Here is a 15,301-nt window from a genome sequence, read left to right on the forward strand (position 1 = left end):
GGTACTAATTTTAACAGAACGCCGTTTTTTTGGCAACCATTCTTTCTTTTGACATCATAAAAGCCCTCTAGTGCTTCACTTTGCATAAAAGCGTACAACTAAAGGGCATCAAATGCGTTTATTTCTTTTTATTTGGATTGTTATCAGAGAATCCTGGCGCTTTTGACCAGCCAACAACTTGGCCGTCTTTGTCTTTAAAACGATACCAGTATTCATTTTTAACATCTGCTCGGCGATCAATTTCTAACTTCTCACCTTGATAGGTCTTCATTTCACCAACCACGCGTTTGGAATCCTCTACTGGATAGCGATAAATTTTTTGATCAGAATCGATGATATACTTCTTTAAGTCAAACTCTTTTTCACTTTTAGTTGTGTAGAAAATATCCATCGCGTTTTCTTCTAGCCAGCCGATCCGGTTATCTTGTTCGTCGTAAATTTCAAACCAGTGACTACCGTTTTGCATTTCTGCTTTTTTCCCTACACGAAGTTGTTTTTCTTTTATAGAGGCCGTAGAAGCCACTTTTTCCGCATCTTTCATCCCACTTGGCAAACTCCAAACGTCATAGTCTTTTGGTTCTTGAACAGTGCCATACGCGAGCATATTCTCTTCCTTTTTCATGTGATCATAAATGTCATCATATGCAGTTAATCCAAACATTTCAACGGTTTCCGTCAAAACTGCTGCATAGTTTGGATCTGTAGCATAACCAGCTTCTTGGATCGCTAGCGCTGCTTTTTTATAGTCATTTTCTCCTATGACAGCATGATATAAAGATGGATTTCCGCTTGTTCCATTTACAAACAGTAAGGTATGATCTTCGAGAGACGCTTCTCGGTCTGGATAAGCGCGAAAAGCGGCATCAATTTGTTGTACCTCATCACCGCTATATTCTTTTGTCGACATTGTGACAGATGAACCATTGTAAGAGCCTTTGATACCGAACAAATTATTGGCTTCTGTTGAAAGCCCGCTGTTTCCCCAATTTGATTCGACAATCGCTTGAGCAAGCGAGACACTACTCAATACTTGATATTTCTTTTGCAATTCCTGCGCTTTTGGCGCGATATCTTGAATAAATTGTCTTTGTGTTAACGTCATTTTCTGCAGAGACGCCTGAATAGCTACTTTATCTGCTGCCTCCGCTTGTGTTGCTGCAAGTGGTGCGCTTATTCCTGCTGCTGTAATAAAAGCCGCAAGCGCTAATTTCCATTTTTTCATTCTACTTCGAGCACATCCTGTTCTTCGAGTGTTTTAGTTTCTTTTTTGACTAATAAGCCTTGATACATTGTACCAAACATTTATGTTAGTTTAGTAAGTATCTAATGACAGTTTCATGTCAAATTGAATACAAATAAAAGATAAATAGTTAGATATTTCTTTATCCAAAAAGATATTACTAGCTTTCTCATATGTTGTCAATCATGCTTATTTTGTGCTAGAATGATTGTATTGAATGATGTGAAATGAGGTGTTTCTCATGCGCTATATCGTTACAGTTGTTTGGGTATTTTTCCTATCAATGATGGCTGAATTCGTTCTTTCATCAATGCTTTCTGTACCGTTTAGTTTCACAACCGGATTAATTCTAACGGTTGGAATTTCTGTATTCGTTCTAATTATTCCTGCCCTCATGCCTAAGGACAGTGAAATTTACGACATCAAATAAAAAAGCACTCCGTAAAAACGGAGCGCTTTTTTATTTATCTAGATAATATTTATTTGTTGGTTTTAAATCTTCATCTAATTCATAAACCAGTGGTACACCTGTCGGGATTTCAAGTTCCATAATTGCATCATCACTGATTCCTTCTAAGAACTTCACAAGTGCCCGCAAGCTATTCCCGTGTGCAGCAATAATCACACGTTTACCTGATTTGATTTCTGGCGCAATCGTATCCATCCAATATGGGATTACACGCTCAAGTGTTACCTTTAGATTTTCACCCGAAGGAATTGCATGTGTATCTAAAAGTTGATAACGACGATCATTTTTTGCTTGGCGCTCATCGTTTTCCTCTAATAATGGAGGAAGTGTATCATAGCTACGACGCCAAAGTTGGACTTGATCGGCACCATATTTTTCCGCCGTTTCTTTTTTATTTAAGCCTTGAAGCGCACCGTAATGCCGTTCATTGAGTCGCCAAGACTTATGTACCGGCACCCAGAGTTGGCCTGATTCTTCAAGTGCATAATCAAGTGTTTTAATTGCACGCGTTAAAACGGATGTGAAAGCAACATCAAATTCAAGTCCTGCTGCTTTAATGCGTTTTCCCGCTGTTTTAGCTTCTTCTACCCCTTGCTCCGACAAATCAACATCATGCCAGCCGGTAAACAAGTTGAGTTTATTCCATTCACTTTGTCCGTGGCGAATTAAAACCAGTTTCATTTTTCCTCATCCTTTCGAACTTAACCTTTTCCTCCTTAAAATTCCCTTGTTTTCAGATTTCAAACATAAAAAAGCCTCTTGCAAAAAAAAACAAGAGACTCTCTTTTCAGCAATTTATTTTGTATTAAAAGTGAACGCTCCATTGTCTAAGCCAATTTCAACGGTAGAATGCGGCATTACCTCTCCCGACACAATCGCACGTGCAAGTGGTGTCTCAACGTGGCGAACCAAATACCGTTTAAGCGGGCGCGCCCCGTAAACAGGATCATAGGCTTCTTCTGCAATAAAGCTCTTCGCTTCATCGGAAATGGCAATGTGGATTTCTTGTGCTTCAAGTCTATCTTGAAGTTCATCTACAAGTTTTTCCACGATTCCCTTAATATTTTCAAGTGTCAATGGTTTGAATAAGATAATATCATCTACCCGATTCAAAAATTCAGGTTTAAAAGAAGCTTCGAGAGTAGCTAGAACATCTTGCTCAAGCTCATCCGAAATTTCTCCGCTTTCAGCTCGTTCGAGAAGCATTGTTGAGCCAATATTACTCGTCATGATAATGACTGTATTCTTAAAATCAACCATCCGGCCTTGCGAATCCGTAATTCGACCGTCATCCAAAACTTGCAAAAGAATGTTAAACACATCTGGATGAGCCTTTTCAATTTCATCCAGCAAAATGATGGAATACGGGTTACGACGTACGGCTTCTGTTAGCTGACCGCCTTCTTCATAGCCAACATAGCCTGGAGGTGCCCCAACAAGACGAGAAACGGAATGCTTTTCCATGTACTCAGACATGTCGATTCGAATCATATGGTCTTCTGAATCGAACATATTATAGGCGAGTGCTTTGGCGAGTTCTGTTTTCCCAACACCTGTTGGACCAAGGAAAATAAAGGAACCAATTGGGCGCTTTGGATCTTTGATTCCGGCGCGTGCCCGGAGCACCGCATCACTTACAAGATCAACCGCTTGATCTTGTCCGATTACCTTTTCATGAAGGGCATCGCTCAATTTAAGCAGTTTTTCGCGTTCACCTTCAACTAATTTCGTAACGGGAATCCCAGTCCAGCGTCCAATAATCTCGGCGATTTCGTTTTCTGTCACCGCTTCTTGCAACAATCGGTCTTCATTTTGTGTCTTTTCACGATTTTGTTTTTCGAGCTCTGCTAGTTCTTTTTCTGCTGCTGGAATTTTACCATGTCGCAATTCCGCGGCACGTGTCAAGTCATAGTTATTTTCTGCTTCTTCTAGTTCATGACGCATCGCATCAATTTGTTCGCGCATTTCACGGATTTTACCGATTTCGCCTTTCTCGTTTTCCCATTTTGATTTCATTTTGTTGGCTTCTTCTTTATAATCGGCTAGTTCACGTTGAAGCATTTCAAGCCGACGTTCGCTTGCTGGATCTTTTTCTTCTTTTAATGCTGCTTCTTCGATTTCTAGCTGCATCACTTTACGCGTGACTTCGTCAAGCTCACTTGGCATTGAATCAATTTCCACACGAATCGTTGCACAAGCTTCATCAATTAAGTCAATGGCTTTATCTGGCAAAAAGCGATCGGTGATATAACGGTTTGAAAGTGTTGCTGCTGCGACAAGTGCATTATCATGGATATTAACGCCGTGATGGATTTCAAAGCGTTCTTTTAAACCACGTAAAATGGATACTGTATCTTCTACGGTTGGTTCTGGAACTAGCACTTTTTGGAAACGGCGCTCTAGTGCGGCATCTTTTTCAATATACTGGCGATATTCATCAAGTGTTGTTGCTCCAATACAGTGAAGTTCGCCACGAGCAAGCATTGGTTTAAGCATATTGCCGGCATCCATAGCTCCCTCAGTCTTTCCTGCGCCAACGATCGTATGGATTTCGTCAATGAATAGAAGTATTTGACCGTCAGATTCTTTTACTTCTTGCAAGACTGCTTTCAGTCGTTCTTCAAATTCACCACGGTATTTTGCTCCTGCGATGAGCGATCCTAAGTCCAGTGAAATAATCGTTTTATCTTTCAATCCTTCTGGCACGTCTTTACGTACAATACGTTGCGCAAGTCCTTCTACAATTGCTGTTTTACCAACACCTGGTTCTCCGATTAGTACTGGATTATTTTTAGTTTTACGTGACAAAATTCGGATTACATTTCGAATTTCAGTATCACGACCAATTACCGGATCAAGCTTGCCACTCCGAACTTCAGCTACAAGATCGCGACCATATTTAGATAGTGCTTCATAGTTTTCTTCTGCATTCTGGCTAGTCACTCTTTTTCCTCCTCTAATTGCTTGAACAGCGTCTAAAATTGTTTTCTTTGTTTTACCTTCTGCTAAAATTTCTTTCGTGACAGGATTTTCTTTTTGTTCCATTACTGCAAGAAGTAAGTGTTCTGTCGATATAAATTCATCTTGCAATTCTTTTTCTTCTTCTTCAGCACGGATAATCAGTTGGTATAATTCATTACTCATCGATTCTCCGTATTTAACACTAGTTCCCATTACCGCTGGGATTTTATCTAGTTCTTCATTAACTTTTTGATTTAATTTTTCAGTATCAACTTCTGCCACTTCATATACCCGTTTGGCAAAGTCGCTTTCTTGTAAAAGTATTTTAAAAACATGTGCAACATCGATCGCTTGATGCTCTTTTTCTACAGCAAGTTTTTGCGCTTCTGCGATGGTTTCTTGAACTTGCTGGGTAAATTTTTGCATTTCCATTCTTGGTCCTCCTTTTGGAAAATAAGTTTGACCTTTTTTGACCTTTAAGTTAATTATAAAAGATATTATCTACTTTGTCTAATAGTATACCCACTTATTTTGTAAAAAAATCACTAGAGGAAAATCCCCTAGTGACTTTAATTAGTCCCGTGAACCTGCGAAAAGTTGAAGTAGATATAAAAACAGATTAAGAAAATCCAGATACAAACTTAATGAGAGCATCGGCACATCATCAAGTGAGACATCTCGCTTCATAATTTGGTTAAAATCAAATAAAATGTAAACAGAAAACAGCAAGGTACCGAATCCAGCAATGATCGTTGTCATTCCACCGATCGGAACAAATAAACCAAATAAAGAAAACAAAACTAAAATAATCAGTGCGGCAAATAAAGCCGAACTAAGAAATTGTAAATCTTTTTTCATTTTTGCCCCTACAAAGCCTAAAACTGTAAAGGTTACGGATGCTGTCACGAATGCAAGTAAAACAGCCATTCCTGCTCCAGCTGTAAAGAAGTAGGTAAGCGTTGGACCGGTCATTAAACCTGTTACAAATGCGAAGCCGAGCAAAAGTGGGAAGCCCCATGTTCGGTTTGCTGTTTTACTCCGGCGTACTAAGATAGCTGCAATAAGAAAAACAAATTCTAAAATCACAAGTGGGATAAACCAACTTGGATCGAGTGAGTTCCCAACTGCTGCTCCAATTGTCGCAACTAACAGTGAAATAACAAACCAGTTTAAAACTTTTTGCATAATCACTTGTTTGGATGCTGTTCTACTTGCTTCAACTTGATGTGCTTTCACTTCATTCATTTCCATCTCTCCTCGTTCGCTATTTCTTCTAGTATAGCAAATATCGCTCAAATTTCTATACAACTACAGTCCAGTTTTATAAAAAATAGCCTCTTCGATATGAAAAGGCCACGTCTTTTGTTTCTTGCTTTAACGATATAGGGTGTAGTCCCCTACGTCTGTAAAGCCGATTTTGCGGTACATTTTTCCAGCTACCGGGTTATCGTAAAACAAGCAAGGAGTCTTCCCTTCTGCTAGCAAATCACAACAAAGTCGCTTCATAATGGTGCTAGCAAAACCTTGTCCACGATATTCCGCAAGTGTCGCTACGCCAACAATCATTGCCGAAAGAGAATTTTCTGCAGTGGATTCGGCAACGGATACGATTTTCCCGTCTTGTTCAATGTAATAAATTCGTTTTGAGCCTTGTTCTAGTTGTGCTGTGATTAATTCTTCATTTTCATTTCGCTCGCCAAATTCCTTGATTTTTTTCCTCAGTTCGATGATTTCACTAACTTCTTCTTTTATAGCCGAACGAATAATAACTTCTCCATTAGCATCCATCATACTGGCGTTCTCGCATTTGCAGAAGTGTGATTTGTGACTTTTTTCACTTAACTCTGGAATAAGCTTTTCAAGCGGAGCCGTCGCACGTGGCATTCCACTTATCATTGTATTGTCATATTCTTGAATAAGTTCTGCAAATCCTGCTGCGTCAAAATCGTCTGTTTTCGTGTAAGGTAGAAAATTCCGGTCAAACCGAAGCAAGCAAGCTCGAAGCTCTCCTTCTGCATCGTAATCCCCCCAGATGTCAATAAACTCATGATCATAACCAAAATTTTCGATATCTCCAAGAATAAAAATATTCAATAGAGCTTTCGGTTTAAGCAGTGCTTTCAGTTTCTGGTCATCTGACGCCGTCAGCTTTTTAATCAAGTACTTCACTCCCAATCCAAAATAACTAGCCTCAAAATTGGTTCTATTTTAGTTGAAATCACCTAATTAGTCAACAACAAAAAAAACGGACGCGAAATGTTTCGTTTCACGTCCGTTGCTTTATTCCCATTTGTAATGGATTTCACCAATTTTAAGAAGTAAACTAAGGGCATTAAATTTCTCATTACCTGTATGCAATTTTTCTTCATCTAAATAATTAATCGGAGCTTGCATAATTTCTTCACGTGATTTTTTAAAATAATCTCGTTCAAGATTTAATTTCTCAGTCGCTTGCTCTATGTAGCGCTCTGCTTTTTTTTTCATTTTTGATTTTTCCACTTGTCATTGCCGTGAATGTATTTTGAGAGATTCCCGTTGCTTTCGCGAAGCTTCTCTTTGTATATCCATTTATTGACATGTAAATTGTCATGTTTTCCATCATTTGTTTTATTTCATTCAGCGTTTCCATTTGTTTATCCTCCTCGCTGATTTATTGTACTTGTTCATTATGCCCAACAAAAATGAGAATCTGATTAAAGTAGAATAGTATTCTACTAAAAAATAAGAAATCGTTTTCACGTAATTGCATTAAAAAAGAGCCAAATGGCTCTTTTTTAATGATTTTCAGAATATGCATCCAAAACGACCGATTTCAAGACGTTTAAAAATTCCGGATCGGCATTTGGCATTTTGGGCCGATGATAGCTTGCTCCAATTTCGTCTGTGACTACTTTACATTCATAGTCATTATCGTAAAGAACTTCTAGGTGTTCTGCGACAAAACCGACTGGTGCGTAGATAAAATGCTTGTAGTGATGCTTGTCATAAAGGTCTCGAGTTAAATCTTGAACATCTGGCCCAAGCCAAGGTTCTCCTGTTTTCCCTTCGCTTTGCCATCCAAGCGCGTAATGCGGAACTTTCACTTCTTTAAAAATCAGTTCCGCTGTTTCTTTTAGTTGATCGGGATACGGATCACCGAATTGTTTGATTTTCTCTGGCAAGCTGTGCGCTGATACAACAAGTACTGTATCCTCTAGTTCATTTTCTGGAATTTCTTCTGCTGTTTGATCAATTCGATCCGCCCACATTTTGATAAAGAGTGGATTTTTATACCAATCATTAATGGAAATAATTTTTGGTCCACCGATTGCTTCACTCTCTTCTTGTGCTCGCTTATTATAAGAAGCTACGCTGAAGCTCGAATAATGAGGGGCAAGAACGATGGATACGGCTTCTTCAATTCCGTCTTGATACATTTCCTTCACCGCATCTTCAATGAACGGCTCGATGTGTTTTAGGCCTATGTAAGCTTTAAATTTCACATCGCTTTGAGCTTCATTTAATGTGCGTTCGAGTCCGTAAGCTTGTTCTTCTGTAATTTTTGCAAGCGGGGAAAGTCCACCAATCGCATGATAACGACTACGCAAGTCCGCTATCATTTCTTCTGTCGGCTTTTTGCCGTGTCTAATATCTGTATAGTAACGTTCAATATCTTCATCTTTATATGGCGTTCCGTATGCCATAACAAGTAATCCTACAGTTTTCATTATTCTATTCTCCTTCTTTTTAGAAATTTTTCACTGCTTTCATGAACAAATTCAGTTAGTTGTTTTAACATTTCCGGTTTTACTTCTGGGAACACCCCATGTCCGAGGTTAAAAATAAAGCCGGGTTGCTTACTTCCTTCTCGTAAAATCGTTTGCGTTTTTTCAAGACACTTTTCAGGTGCAAGAAGCAAACTCGGATCGAGATTACCTTGCAAAGCTTTGCCTGGAAGGAAAGTTCTAGCTTTATCAATTTGGATGCGCCAGTCAATTCCAACAACATCTACTTTTAAGTCTGCAAATTCTTCCAGTAAGTGACTGGATGCCACTGCTTGCATCACGATTGGGACTTCTGGATGATCGACTTTGATGCTATTGATGATTTTTCGCATGATGGGTTTGATGTATTCGGCGTAATCTTCACGGCTAAGAGCGCCCACCCATGAATCAAATAACTGAACGGCGCTAGCGCCTGCTTCAATTTGCGCATTTAAATAGTCGGAAGTCATTTTGCCAAGCTTCTCCATTAAGAGATACCAAGTTGCTGGGTCCCGGTACATCATCGCTTTTGTTTTATAGTAGTTTTTTGAGGGACCGCCTTCTAGCATATAGCTTGCAAGGGTAAAAGGCGCTCCTGCAAAACCAATGAGTGGAACTTTAAGTTGTTCTTCTGTTAAAAGCTTGATCGTGTCTAAAATATAGGGAACATCTTGTTTTGGACGAAGTTCTGAGAGGTTTTCAACGTCTGTGATGGTTTCAATTGGGTTTTGGATCACTGGTCCAATGTTGCTTTTAATTTCAACTTCAACGCCAAGTCCAACAAGCGGGGTCATGATATCTTTGTATAAAATCGCAGCATCTACGCCATAGTTTTCTACCGGTAAACGAGTTACATAGGCGCATAGCTCTGGATTATGCGTGATCTCAAAGAGTGAATATTTTTCTTTTAGTTTACGGTATTCAGGCTGGGAGCGTCCTGCCTGACGCATATACCAGACGGGAATTCGCGAAACCGGCTCACTTTTTGCGGCTTTTAGAAATAAGTCGTTTGTTATTTTACTCATCAGGTGCCTCTCTTTCTTGAATGCTAATTTTTTCACACTTTTAAGGATACTAAAAATACACCTTAAAACCAAACAGAATGCTTTTCGATACGTTTAACAGTTGGTATTAATGGGAAAATAAGGAGCTGTAAAGGTTAATAATTTCACAGAAAGCAGGTCAAAATCATGGAATATATTTACATTACTTCTGGAACGGAACATTATTTACGTCAAATTTTAGCGGAGCATCCCGGTGAAGGCATTATGCTTTTACAAAATTACGAGCATTCGATTTTACTTCACGAAACTGCTGGAGCTAGTGTTTTTAAAGAAGAGAATACATATCGCAAGTTGCAATCTTCTGGTACGATGAAAGGATATGGCTTTGTCACGCTTGAATATGTGATGATGCAACGCGATGAAGAAGTTCCCATCTTCCTACAAAACTATGAACAAATGATACGTCCACTTCATGAGACTACCGGCCTACAGTGTGTTCAACTAGGACAGTCGCTTACGCAAAACAAATTCTTAATTTTAACTTTTTGGGATTCAGAAATGTATTATCAAACTTTTAAAACGAGTCCTTATCATGCGCGAATCGTTGAAATGATGGAAAAAAATAATACGCAAATCGGCTTTTCACATATCGATACTTATCACTTTCCTGAGTTTGATCATGATGCAAAATAGGAAAAAGGAGAGGCGCGGCGCCTCTCCTTTTTTCTTTTTTTTATTCTGTAACACTAAGTGGAAGCTCTATTCGGTCTAATTCTTTACCTGACAAGTCATAAGCAACCATAAAGATTTTTTCATCAGTAGCCTGAAGCCCACGAATATAATACTTATAATTTCCATCCGCTGGAACAGTGATGACTTGTCCACGCTCCCCGTTAATTTCTATTGCAACCTTTTTAACGTCTCCCGTATAACTTCCGGTCACGTAACTATCTTTTCCTAATACAAATGGATTTACACTCAGACTGCCGCTTGTTATATAATGCGTTAACTCAACCGGTTTTCTGTCTAGTTCTTTCCCTGCTGTATCATAAGCGATGATGTTCACTTCATGCTCTCCAGTTTGAAGTTCATTTCGCTTGTCAAGATAATAACGATAGTTAGGACTATTCTTTGGAACGGCAATGCTTTGTCTCATTTCACCATCTACTTCTAAGGCAATTTTTGCTACATCCCCTTCATAGGTTCCTGTTACATAGCTATCTTTTTCGAGAACAAACGGTGTCGTGCTGATACTACCTGTTGTTATATAGTGTGTTAATTCAACCGGTTTTCGGTCCAGTTCTTTCCCTGCTGCATCATAAGCGACGATGTTCACTTCATGCTCTCCGGTTTGAAGCTCATTTCGCTTGTCAAGATAATAACGATAGTTAGGACTATTCTTTGGAACGGCAATGCTTTGTCTCATTTCACCATCTACTTCTAAGGCAATTTTTGCCACATCCCCTTCATAGGTTCCTGTTACATAACTGTCTTTTTCTAGAACAAACGGAGTTGTACTGATACTACCAGTTGTAACGTAATGGACAAGTTCTATTTGTTTTCGGTTCAGTTCTTTTCCTACTTCATCATAGGCAATCATCCAAGCTGTATGGAGGCCACTTTGTAGCTTATTTCCGATGTAATAGCTATAGCTTCCATCTTCTTGAACTGTAATTGTCTGTCCTTTCTCACTGTCTAACAAAACAGCAACTTTCTTAACATCACCTGTGTAGCTTCCAGTGATATAATGGTCTTTTTCCAAAACAAATGGATTTACTGTAAGATCCCCTGTTGTGCTATAAACATTTACTTTTTTCCGATCAAGCTCAACGCCTGTTTCATCGTAAGCAATCATATAAACCGTATCAGTATCCGAGTGAATGAAATTAGCAGCATAATATTGATATGTTCCACCTTTTGGAACATTGATTGTTTGTTTTTTCTCCCCGTTGATTTCTAACGCTACTTTTGTTGTATCGCCTGTATAACTTCCTGTTACATAACTCGATTGTCCTAACGTAAATTGATTGGTTGTAATCATTCCAATAGGCATTCTATCTAGCGAAACTTTTTTTTCGGTCTAGTTCTTTACCATGCTTATCATATGCATACAACCACACATCTTGAGCAAGGCTTGTTATCAACTTACTTGCCTCATATTGGAAATGATTATCAGAACCCGAAACACTCACAAACGGATAAAATTTATTATTTATGACTAAGCTGATTTGACTTACATCTCCACTATAATTTCCCGTCACAAATTGATCTTTATTGATAGTAAACAAATTAACATCAAGGGTACCTGAACCGTTTTTTATATAGTAAAAAGTTATATTCAAATCTTCATCTGGCATAACTCCGTTCGGCGCTCCTGTTGCTGATTGAAAAACATAATTGTCAATTGCATATTCAGGTATACTATACTTTTCACCGTACTCTAATGAAGTGGAATAGTCTGAATGAATCTTTGTCATAGTATCTTTATCAATATATTGAACTGTTAGCGTGTGTTCTTTTTTCTGATAATAAAGGACTATGGTTTGATCTTCTTGATCCATAGTTCCTGTCAAACTTTTCGATGCATCGACAAAGGTGTAGTGCTCAAATTCTGGTGCCGAAATTTGGTAGGGATCCCCTTCTTTTAGATTCAATTGCTTTGCTTCCTGTAACGCTTCACCCGTATCTTTGTCTAAATATTCAACAGTTAACGTAAAGGAAGGTTCTGTCTCTTCTGATGGTACGTCTGCTGCTTTTACTTGTCCTGACTGGAAAAGTAAAGAAGAGACTAATAAAATAGCAAGAACCGCTTGAAACCAAATTTTTTTTGTTCATTATTTATAATGCCCCCTATCTTTCTAATAATTAAAAGTTTTTTAACCTGAAAACATTTTAAAAGCGCTAAATCCTATAGCGCAAATTAATAGTATGACAAGTAAAGCTGGGAAAAAAAAATTGAGAAAAATTTAAAGCCCTATGCTTCTCTTTTGTTTTTTTTTGCAACATATTGCTTAGCCATCATCTCGCTTTGGTAGGCTTCTCGCTCCTCTTTCGTTTTTTTATTAAAGTGATGTATAAATTTACTATATTCAAGGCAAACTTCTTCACTTTCACCAAAAAGTTTTAACTCACCATAATGTAGCCAAGCCACTTGATCACAAATTTCTCTAATCTGGCTGATCGCATGGCTAACAAAAAAAAATTGTTTTTCCAGCCTGTTTAAAACGTTCAATTTCATTTAGACACTTCTCATAAAATGTAAGATCTCCAACGGCTAATGCTTCATCAATAATAAGGATATCTGGATCCGTTTGAATCGCTATGCCAAAACCTAATCTAGCTTTCATTCCACTTGAGTACTGCTTAATTGGTTGGTGAATAAAATCATGAAGTTCTGTAAAACGAACAATGTTTTCTATTCTTGATTCTATCTCTGATGATTTAAAGCCCATGAGTAACAACTTCAATTCAATATTCTCTGTTCCAGTTAAGTTTGGCTTCAGTCCTGAACTAATAGCGAGAAGTGAAACTTTGCCATTTCGTTTAATTTCACCCTTGCTCGGGACAAGGTGATCAGCAATTAGACTTGATAGGGTTGATTTTCCTGATCCATTCAGACCAATAAAACCAATGCAACTACCTTGTTTGACTTGAAACGAAATGTCTTCAAGCGCTTGAAAATAAGCTACTGATTCATGACGAAACCGAAAAAAAATCGCTAAATTTTTTTTCTTTTTTAGTTGGAATGTTTTAGTAATATTTTTTAGTGAAACAGCTTCTTCCATTGGCATAGATGTAGACTGTTCTTTGCTTTTTTTGAAGTTTTAATCTCATTTTTCATCCCTTCTCACATATATTCCGTAAATTCGGATTTATAACGACTCATTAAGTAAATCCCTAACAATAAGATAAGTAACATGACACTAAAAAAAATAAATCGTCCACCATGTTTTTTCAAAAAACCATTCTCTAGAAAGCAAAGCATCTCGGAATCCCTCAACTAAATAAACAAAAGGATTTAGTTTAAATAATTTCGTTAAAATGGAATTTTCATTTGCGGTTACATCAATAACTGCTCCTGAAACAAAAAACAGTAACCGCATTGCTGAATTAATAATAAGCTGAAAATCTCGAAAAATAACAGTTAAAACAGAGGTGAAAAGTGAAATCGTCATCAAAAATAAAACGGTTAAAAAAAAAGTAATAAACAAGTTGTAACCATTCTAGTGTTGGATAAAAGCCTGATCCAATATATACAATAAGAAATAAACCTAGCATTGTAAAAAAAGCTATTCAATCCTTTTATAACAGCAATTGTAGGTAATATCTCAACTGGGAAAGCTGTCTTAGAAAGTAAACCTAAATTGGAATAGATGGAAGCGGCACCTGAAACAATACTTGAGCTCATGTAAAACCAAGGAATAATACCGATAAGCATCCAATATAAATAAGGAACACCTGAAGGAAGTGCTGCATGTCCGCCAAGTCGTAATCCAAAAACCAAATAATAAATGATAATTTGGAGAGCAGGGCTCAAAAATTCCCAAAACAGACCAAAAAAATGATTTTGATGCATTGCCTTTTTATCAAATTCTGCTAAGCGAAATACTTTATGCCAATTAAGCAAATGCACTTTGCCCCATGCAACTAAAGTTTTCACTTTATCCCTCCATCCGTGTTTCTTTCTATAATTTCTTCAACTTGTTTAAGTAAAAATGGAGTAAAGTATGTGCCCGTTTCACTGTGATTATCATAATCTCCTAAATCCAACTGATAAGTGACACTTTTTTCTGAAAAACGTGTCAAAAGTGGTTTCAAATGCTCCGGATAATGGAAGTCGCCCTCTCCGACATGGAAATACAGCTCTGGAAATTTTTCTGTCAGTTCCACTTGATTAAAAATCAGCTGATTCCAAAATGAAAAACCATACTTTTCATCTGGACCCATTAGCTGGTTAAAACGTTCTCGCATGGAAGGGGAAGTTGCTCTCCTATTTAAATAATCTGCAATATAAATTTGCGGAGCACCAATAATGGCCTTGCCAAAATAATATTTTAAACTGTAATAAAGAGCTGCTGTTCCGCCTTTGCTCGATCCAGTTGCAATAATATTTTCTGGTGAGATTCCTTCTTTATTGGCAATTGTTGTAATAAGTGCGATCACACTTCTCTCATAATCATATGCTCCCCCAAAACCTACATAATAACAAAATTGATTTTTATAGGAATCTAAAATGAATAACTTGTTAGTATCAACAGGATCAAGCGTGCGAATATGATTATAGACTGGTGCGCCGCCCTTAAATTCAGTAGAATAAAGTCCTGAAAAGGAGATGACTAGTTGCTTGGATCCCCCTTTGGCTTTTTGAAACAAATATTTTACAGGTACATCACTGTAAAATATTTGTTCTTGCTCTAACGTTGTTTCAAGCAACTGCTTATTAGACAAATTTAAATGAATTAAATTCGAAAGCTCATTCCACTGCATAACTTTTTCTTCACTTCGAATAAAAAGTCGAATCTGATAAGTCCCACTATAAGTTGGTGTAATGAATAGCTCATTATGTTTTTGACATTTTTGATACCAGACTCGCTGAATGATACGACCATTTTGATAAAGATAATAAGCAAATTCATAATTTTGACGAAACGATGGGTACAAATCAAACTCAAATACCAATGCTTTATTTTGAAATTTTAATTCTTTCATGTTTACTTTCATAATATTGCCTCTTTCTTCATATCTGCCTTAATAAATACACGTCAGTTCCTACTTGAATACTTGTTTTTTCTGTACGTCTTTCTTCCCCTTTTATTAAATCTTCTAAGACCGCAAAAATAAAAGGGGTATACTGATTGACAAGTCTTGTATGTCTTTCTTCACT

General features: G+C 37.6%; 18 protein-coding genes. 2 read left to right on the plus strand and 16 right to left on the minus strand.

Annotated elements, in window-relative coordinates:
- Positions 1-118 precede the first annotated feature (118 nt).
- A complete protein-coding gene (locus MAQA_RS02645; RefSeq protein ID WP_036071104.1) occupies positions 119-1,222 on the minus strand; it encodes a glucosaminidase domain-containing protein in 1,104 nt (367 codons plus the stop codon).
- A 259-nt stretch (positions 1,223-1,481) separates the two neighbouring features.
- On the opposite strand from MAQA_RS02645, the gene MAQA_RS02650 reads away from it, so the two are divergent.
- Positions 1,482-1,670 (plus strand): YjzD family protein, encoded by a 189-nt coding sequence (locus MAQA_RS02650; RefSeq protein ID WP_036071105.1) that lies wholly within the window; start codon positions 1,482-1,484, stop codon positions 1,668-1,670.
- A gap of 30 nt (positions 1,671-1,700) precedes the next feature.
- On the opposite strand, the gene gpmA is transcribed toward MAQA_RS02650, so the two are convergent.
- The 8 genes from gpmA to hemE all read right to left on the minus strand — a co-directional run bounded on the left by gpmA (position 1,701) and on the right by hemE (position 9,438).
- Positions 1,701-2,390: a 2,3-diphosphoglycerate-dependent phosphoglycerate mutase gene (gene gpmA, locus MAQA_RS02655; RefSeq protein ID WP_036071106.1), complete on the minus strand. Its 690-nt coding sequence runs from the start codon at positions 2,388-2,390 to the stop codon at positions 1,701-1,703.
- 114 nt (positions 2,391-2,504) lie between these two features.
- Complete coding sequence (gene clpB, locus MAQA_RS02660) at positions 2,505-5,102, minus strand: ATP-dependent chaperone ClpB (RefSeq protein ID WP_036071108.1); 2,598 nt, start codon at positions 5,100-5,102, stop codon at positions 2,505-2,507.
- Positions 5,103-5,243: 141 nt separating this feature from the next.
- Positions 5,244-5,915: a Bax inhibitor-1/YccA family protein gene (locus MAQA_RS02665; RefSeq protein WP_036071110.1), complete on the minus strand. Its 672-nt coding sequence runs from the start codon at positions 5,913-5,915 to the stop codon at positions 5,244-5,246.
- A 129-nt stretch (positions 5,916-6,044) separates the two neighbouring features.
- Positions 6,045-6,830 (minus strand): GNAT family N-acetyltransferase, encoded by a 786-nt coding sequence (locus tag MAQA_RS02670; RefSeq protein WP_036071112.1) that lies wholly within the window; start codon positions 6,828-6,830, stop codon positions 6,045-6,047.
- A gap of 120 nt (positions 6,831-6,950) precedes the next feature.
- Positions 6,951-7,154, minus strand: coding sequence for a hypothetical protein (locus MAQA_RS15165; RefSeq protein WP_241463040.1), 204 nt, complete (start codon positions 7,152-7,154; stop codon positions 6,951-6,953).
- On the minus strand, positions 7,114-7,299 hold the full coding sequence (locus MAQA_RS15170; protein ID WP_241463041.1) for a hypothetical protein: 186 nt from the start codon (positions 7,297-7,299) through the stop codon (positions 7,114-7,116). The genes MAQA_RS15165 and MAQA_RS15170 overlap by 41 nt, the downstream gene beginning before the upstream one ends.
- A 145-nt stretch (positions 7,300-7,444) precedes the next feature.
- Entirely contained in the window at positions 7,445-8,380 is a 936-nt protein-coding gene (gene hemH / locus MAQA_RS02680) for a ferrochelatase (protein WP_149023285.1), read from the minus strand.
- On the minus strand, positions 8,377-9,438 hold the full coding sequence (gene hemE, locus MAQA_RS02685; protein ID WP_036071117.1) for a uroporphyrinogen decarboxylase: 1,062 nt from the start codon (positions 9,436-9,438) through the stop codon (positions 8,377-8,379). Before hemE ends, hemH begins: the two co-directional genes overlap by 4 nt.
- Positions 9,439-9,603: 165 nt before the next feature.
- On the opposite strand from hemE, the gene MAQA_RS02690 reads away from it, so the two are divergent.
- Positions 9,604-10,110, plus strand: coding sequence for an antibiotic biosynthesis monooxygenase (locus MAQA_RS02690; protein ID WP_036071120.1), 507 nt, complete (start codon positions 9,604-9,606; stop codon positions 10,108-10,110).
- A 40-nt stretch (positions 10,111-10,150) separates the two neighbouring features.
- Here the strand turns inward: MAQA_RS02690 and MAQA_RS02695 are convergent, their stop codons facing one another.
- From MAQA_RS02695 to MAQA_RS02715, 7 genes are all read right to left on the minus strand, one after another.
- Positions 10,151-11,458 carry an immunoglobulin-like domain-containing protein gene (locus MAQA_RS02695; RefSeq protein WP_149023286.1) on the minus strand — a complete coding sequence of 436 codons (1,308 nt, stop codon included), beginning with the start codon at positions 11,456-11,458 and terminating at the stop codon, positions 10,151-10,153.
- Positions 11,459-11,471: 13 nt separating this feature from the next.
- Positions 11,472-12,239 (minus strand): MucBP domain-containing protein, encoded by a 768-nt coding sequence (locus MAQA_RS02700; RefSeq protein WP_338151607.1) that lies wholly within the window; start codon positions 12,237-12,239, stop codon positions 11,472-11,474.
- 152 nt (positions 12,240-12,391) lie between these two features.
- Complete coding sequence (locus MAQA_RS15175) at positions 12,392-12,655, minus strand: hypothetical protein (protein ID WP_241463042.1); 264 nt, start codon at positions 12,653-12,655, stop codon at positions 12,392-12,394.
- Complete coding sequence (locus tag MAQA_RS02705; RefSeq protein WP_241463043.1) at positions 12,606-13,208, minus strand: ABC transporter ATP-binding protein; 603 nt, start codon at positions 13,206-13,208, stop codon at positions 12,606-12,608. The genes MAQA_RS15175 and MAQA_RS02705 overlap by 50 nt, the downstream gene beginning before the upstream one ends.
- A 132-nt stretch (positions 13,209-13,340) precedes the next feature.
- The gene (locus MAQA_RS15180; RefSeq protein WP_241463044.1) at positions 13,341-13,628 is read right to left on the minus strand and encodes an ABC transporter permease; all 288 of its coding nucleotides are present in this window, start codon (positions 13,626-13,628) and stop codon (positions 13,341-13,343) included.
- Positions 13,607-14,077: an ABC transporter permease gene (locus MAQA_RS15185; protein ID WP_241463045.1), complete on the minus strand. Its 471-nt coding sequence runs from the start codon at positions 14,075-14,077 to the stop codon at positions 13,607-13,609. Before MAQA_RS15185 ends, MAQA_RS15180 begins: the two co-directional genes overlap by 22 nt.
- The gene (locus MAQA_RS02715; protein WP_036071128.1) at positions 14,074-15,138 is read right to left on the minus strand and encodes a hypothetical protein; all 1,065 of its coding nucleotides are present in this window, start codon (positions 15,136-15,138) and stop codon (positions 14,074-14,076) included. Before MAQA_RS02715 ends, MAQA_RS15185 begins: the two co-directional genes overlap by 4 nt.
- Positions 15,139-15,301: the final 163 nt, after the last annotated feature.

The sequence above is a fragment of the Listeria aquatica FSL S10-1188 genome (assembly GCF_000525795.1).
GTDB classification, from domain to species: domain Bacteria; phylum Bacillota; class Bacilli; order Lactobacillales; family Listeriaceae; genus Listeria; species Listeria aquatica.

What these genes read in the sequence shown, in the direction of transcription:
- MAQA_RS15175 (WP_241463042.1), bottom strand. Translation starts at nt 12,655, where the DNA reads ATGAAATTGAACGTTTTAAACAGGCTGGAAAAACAATTTTTTTTTGTT.
- MAQA_RS15165 (WP_241463040.1), bottom strand. Translation starts at nt 7,154, where the DNA reads ATGAAAAAAAAAGCAGAGCGCTACATAGAGCAAGCGACTGAGAAATTA.
- MAQA_RS02645 (WP_036071104.1), bottom strand. Translation starts at nt 1,222, where the DNA reads ATGAAAAAATGGAAATTAGCGCTTGCGGCTTTTATTACAGCAGCAGGA.
- clpB (WP_036071108.1), bottom strand. Translation starts at nt 5,102, where the DNA reads ATGGAAATGCAAAAATTTACCCAGCAAGTTCAAGAAACCATCGCAGAA.
- MAQA_RS15170 (WP_241463041.1), bottom strand. Translation starts at nt 7,299, where the DNA reads ATGGAAACGCTGAATGAAATAAAACAAATGATGGAAAACATGACAATT.
- MAQA_RS02715 (WP_036071128.1), bottom strand. Translation starts at nt 15,138, where the DNA reads ATGAAAGTAAACATGAAAGAATTAAAATTTCAAAATAAAGCATTGGTA.
- MAQA_RS02650 (WP_036071105.1), top strand. Translation starts at nt 1,482, where the DNA reads ATGCGCTATATCGTTACAGTTGTTTGGGTATTTTTCCTATCAATGATG.
- gpmA (WP_036071106.1), bottom strand. Translation starts at nt 2,390, where the DNA reads ATGAAACTGGTTTTAATTCGCCACGGACAAAGTGAATGGAATAAACTC.
- hemE (WP_036071117.1), bottom strand. Translation starts at nt 9,438, where the DNA reads ATGAGTAAAATAACAAACGACTTATTTCTAAAAGCCGCAAAAAGTGAG.
- MAQA_RS02695 (WP_149023286.1), bottom strand. Translation starts at nt 11,458, where the DNA reads ATGATTACAACCAATCAATTTACGTTAGGACAATCGAGTTATGTAACA.
- MAQA_RS02690 (WP_036071120.1), top strand. Translation starts at nt 9,604, where the DNA reads ATGGAATATATTTACATTACTTCTGGAACGGAACATTATTTACGTCAA.
- MAQA_RS02705 (WP_241463043.1), bottom strand. Translation starts at nt 13,208, where the DNA reads ATGCCAATGGAAGAAGCTGTTTCACTAAAAAATATTACTAAAACATTC.
- MAQA_RS02665 (WP_036071110.1), bottom strand. Translation starts at nt 5,915, where the DNA reads ATGAATGAAGTGAAAGCACATCAAGTTGAAGCAAGTAGAACAGCATCC.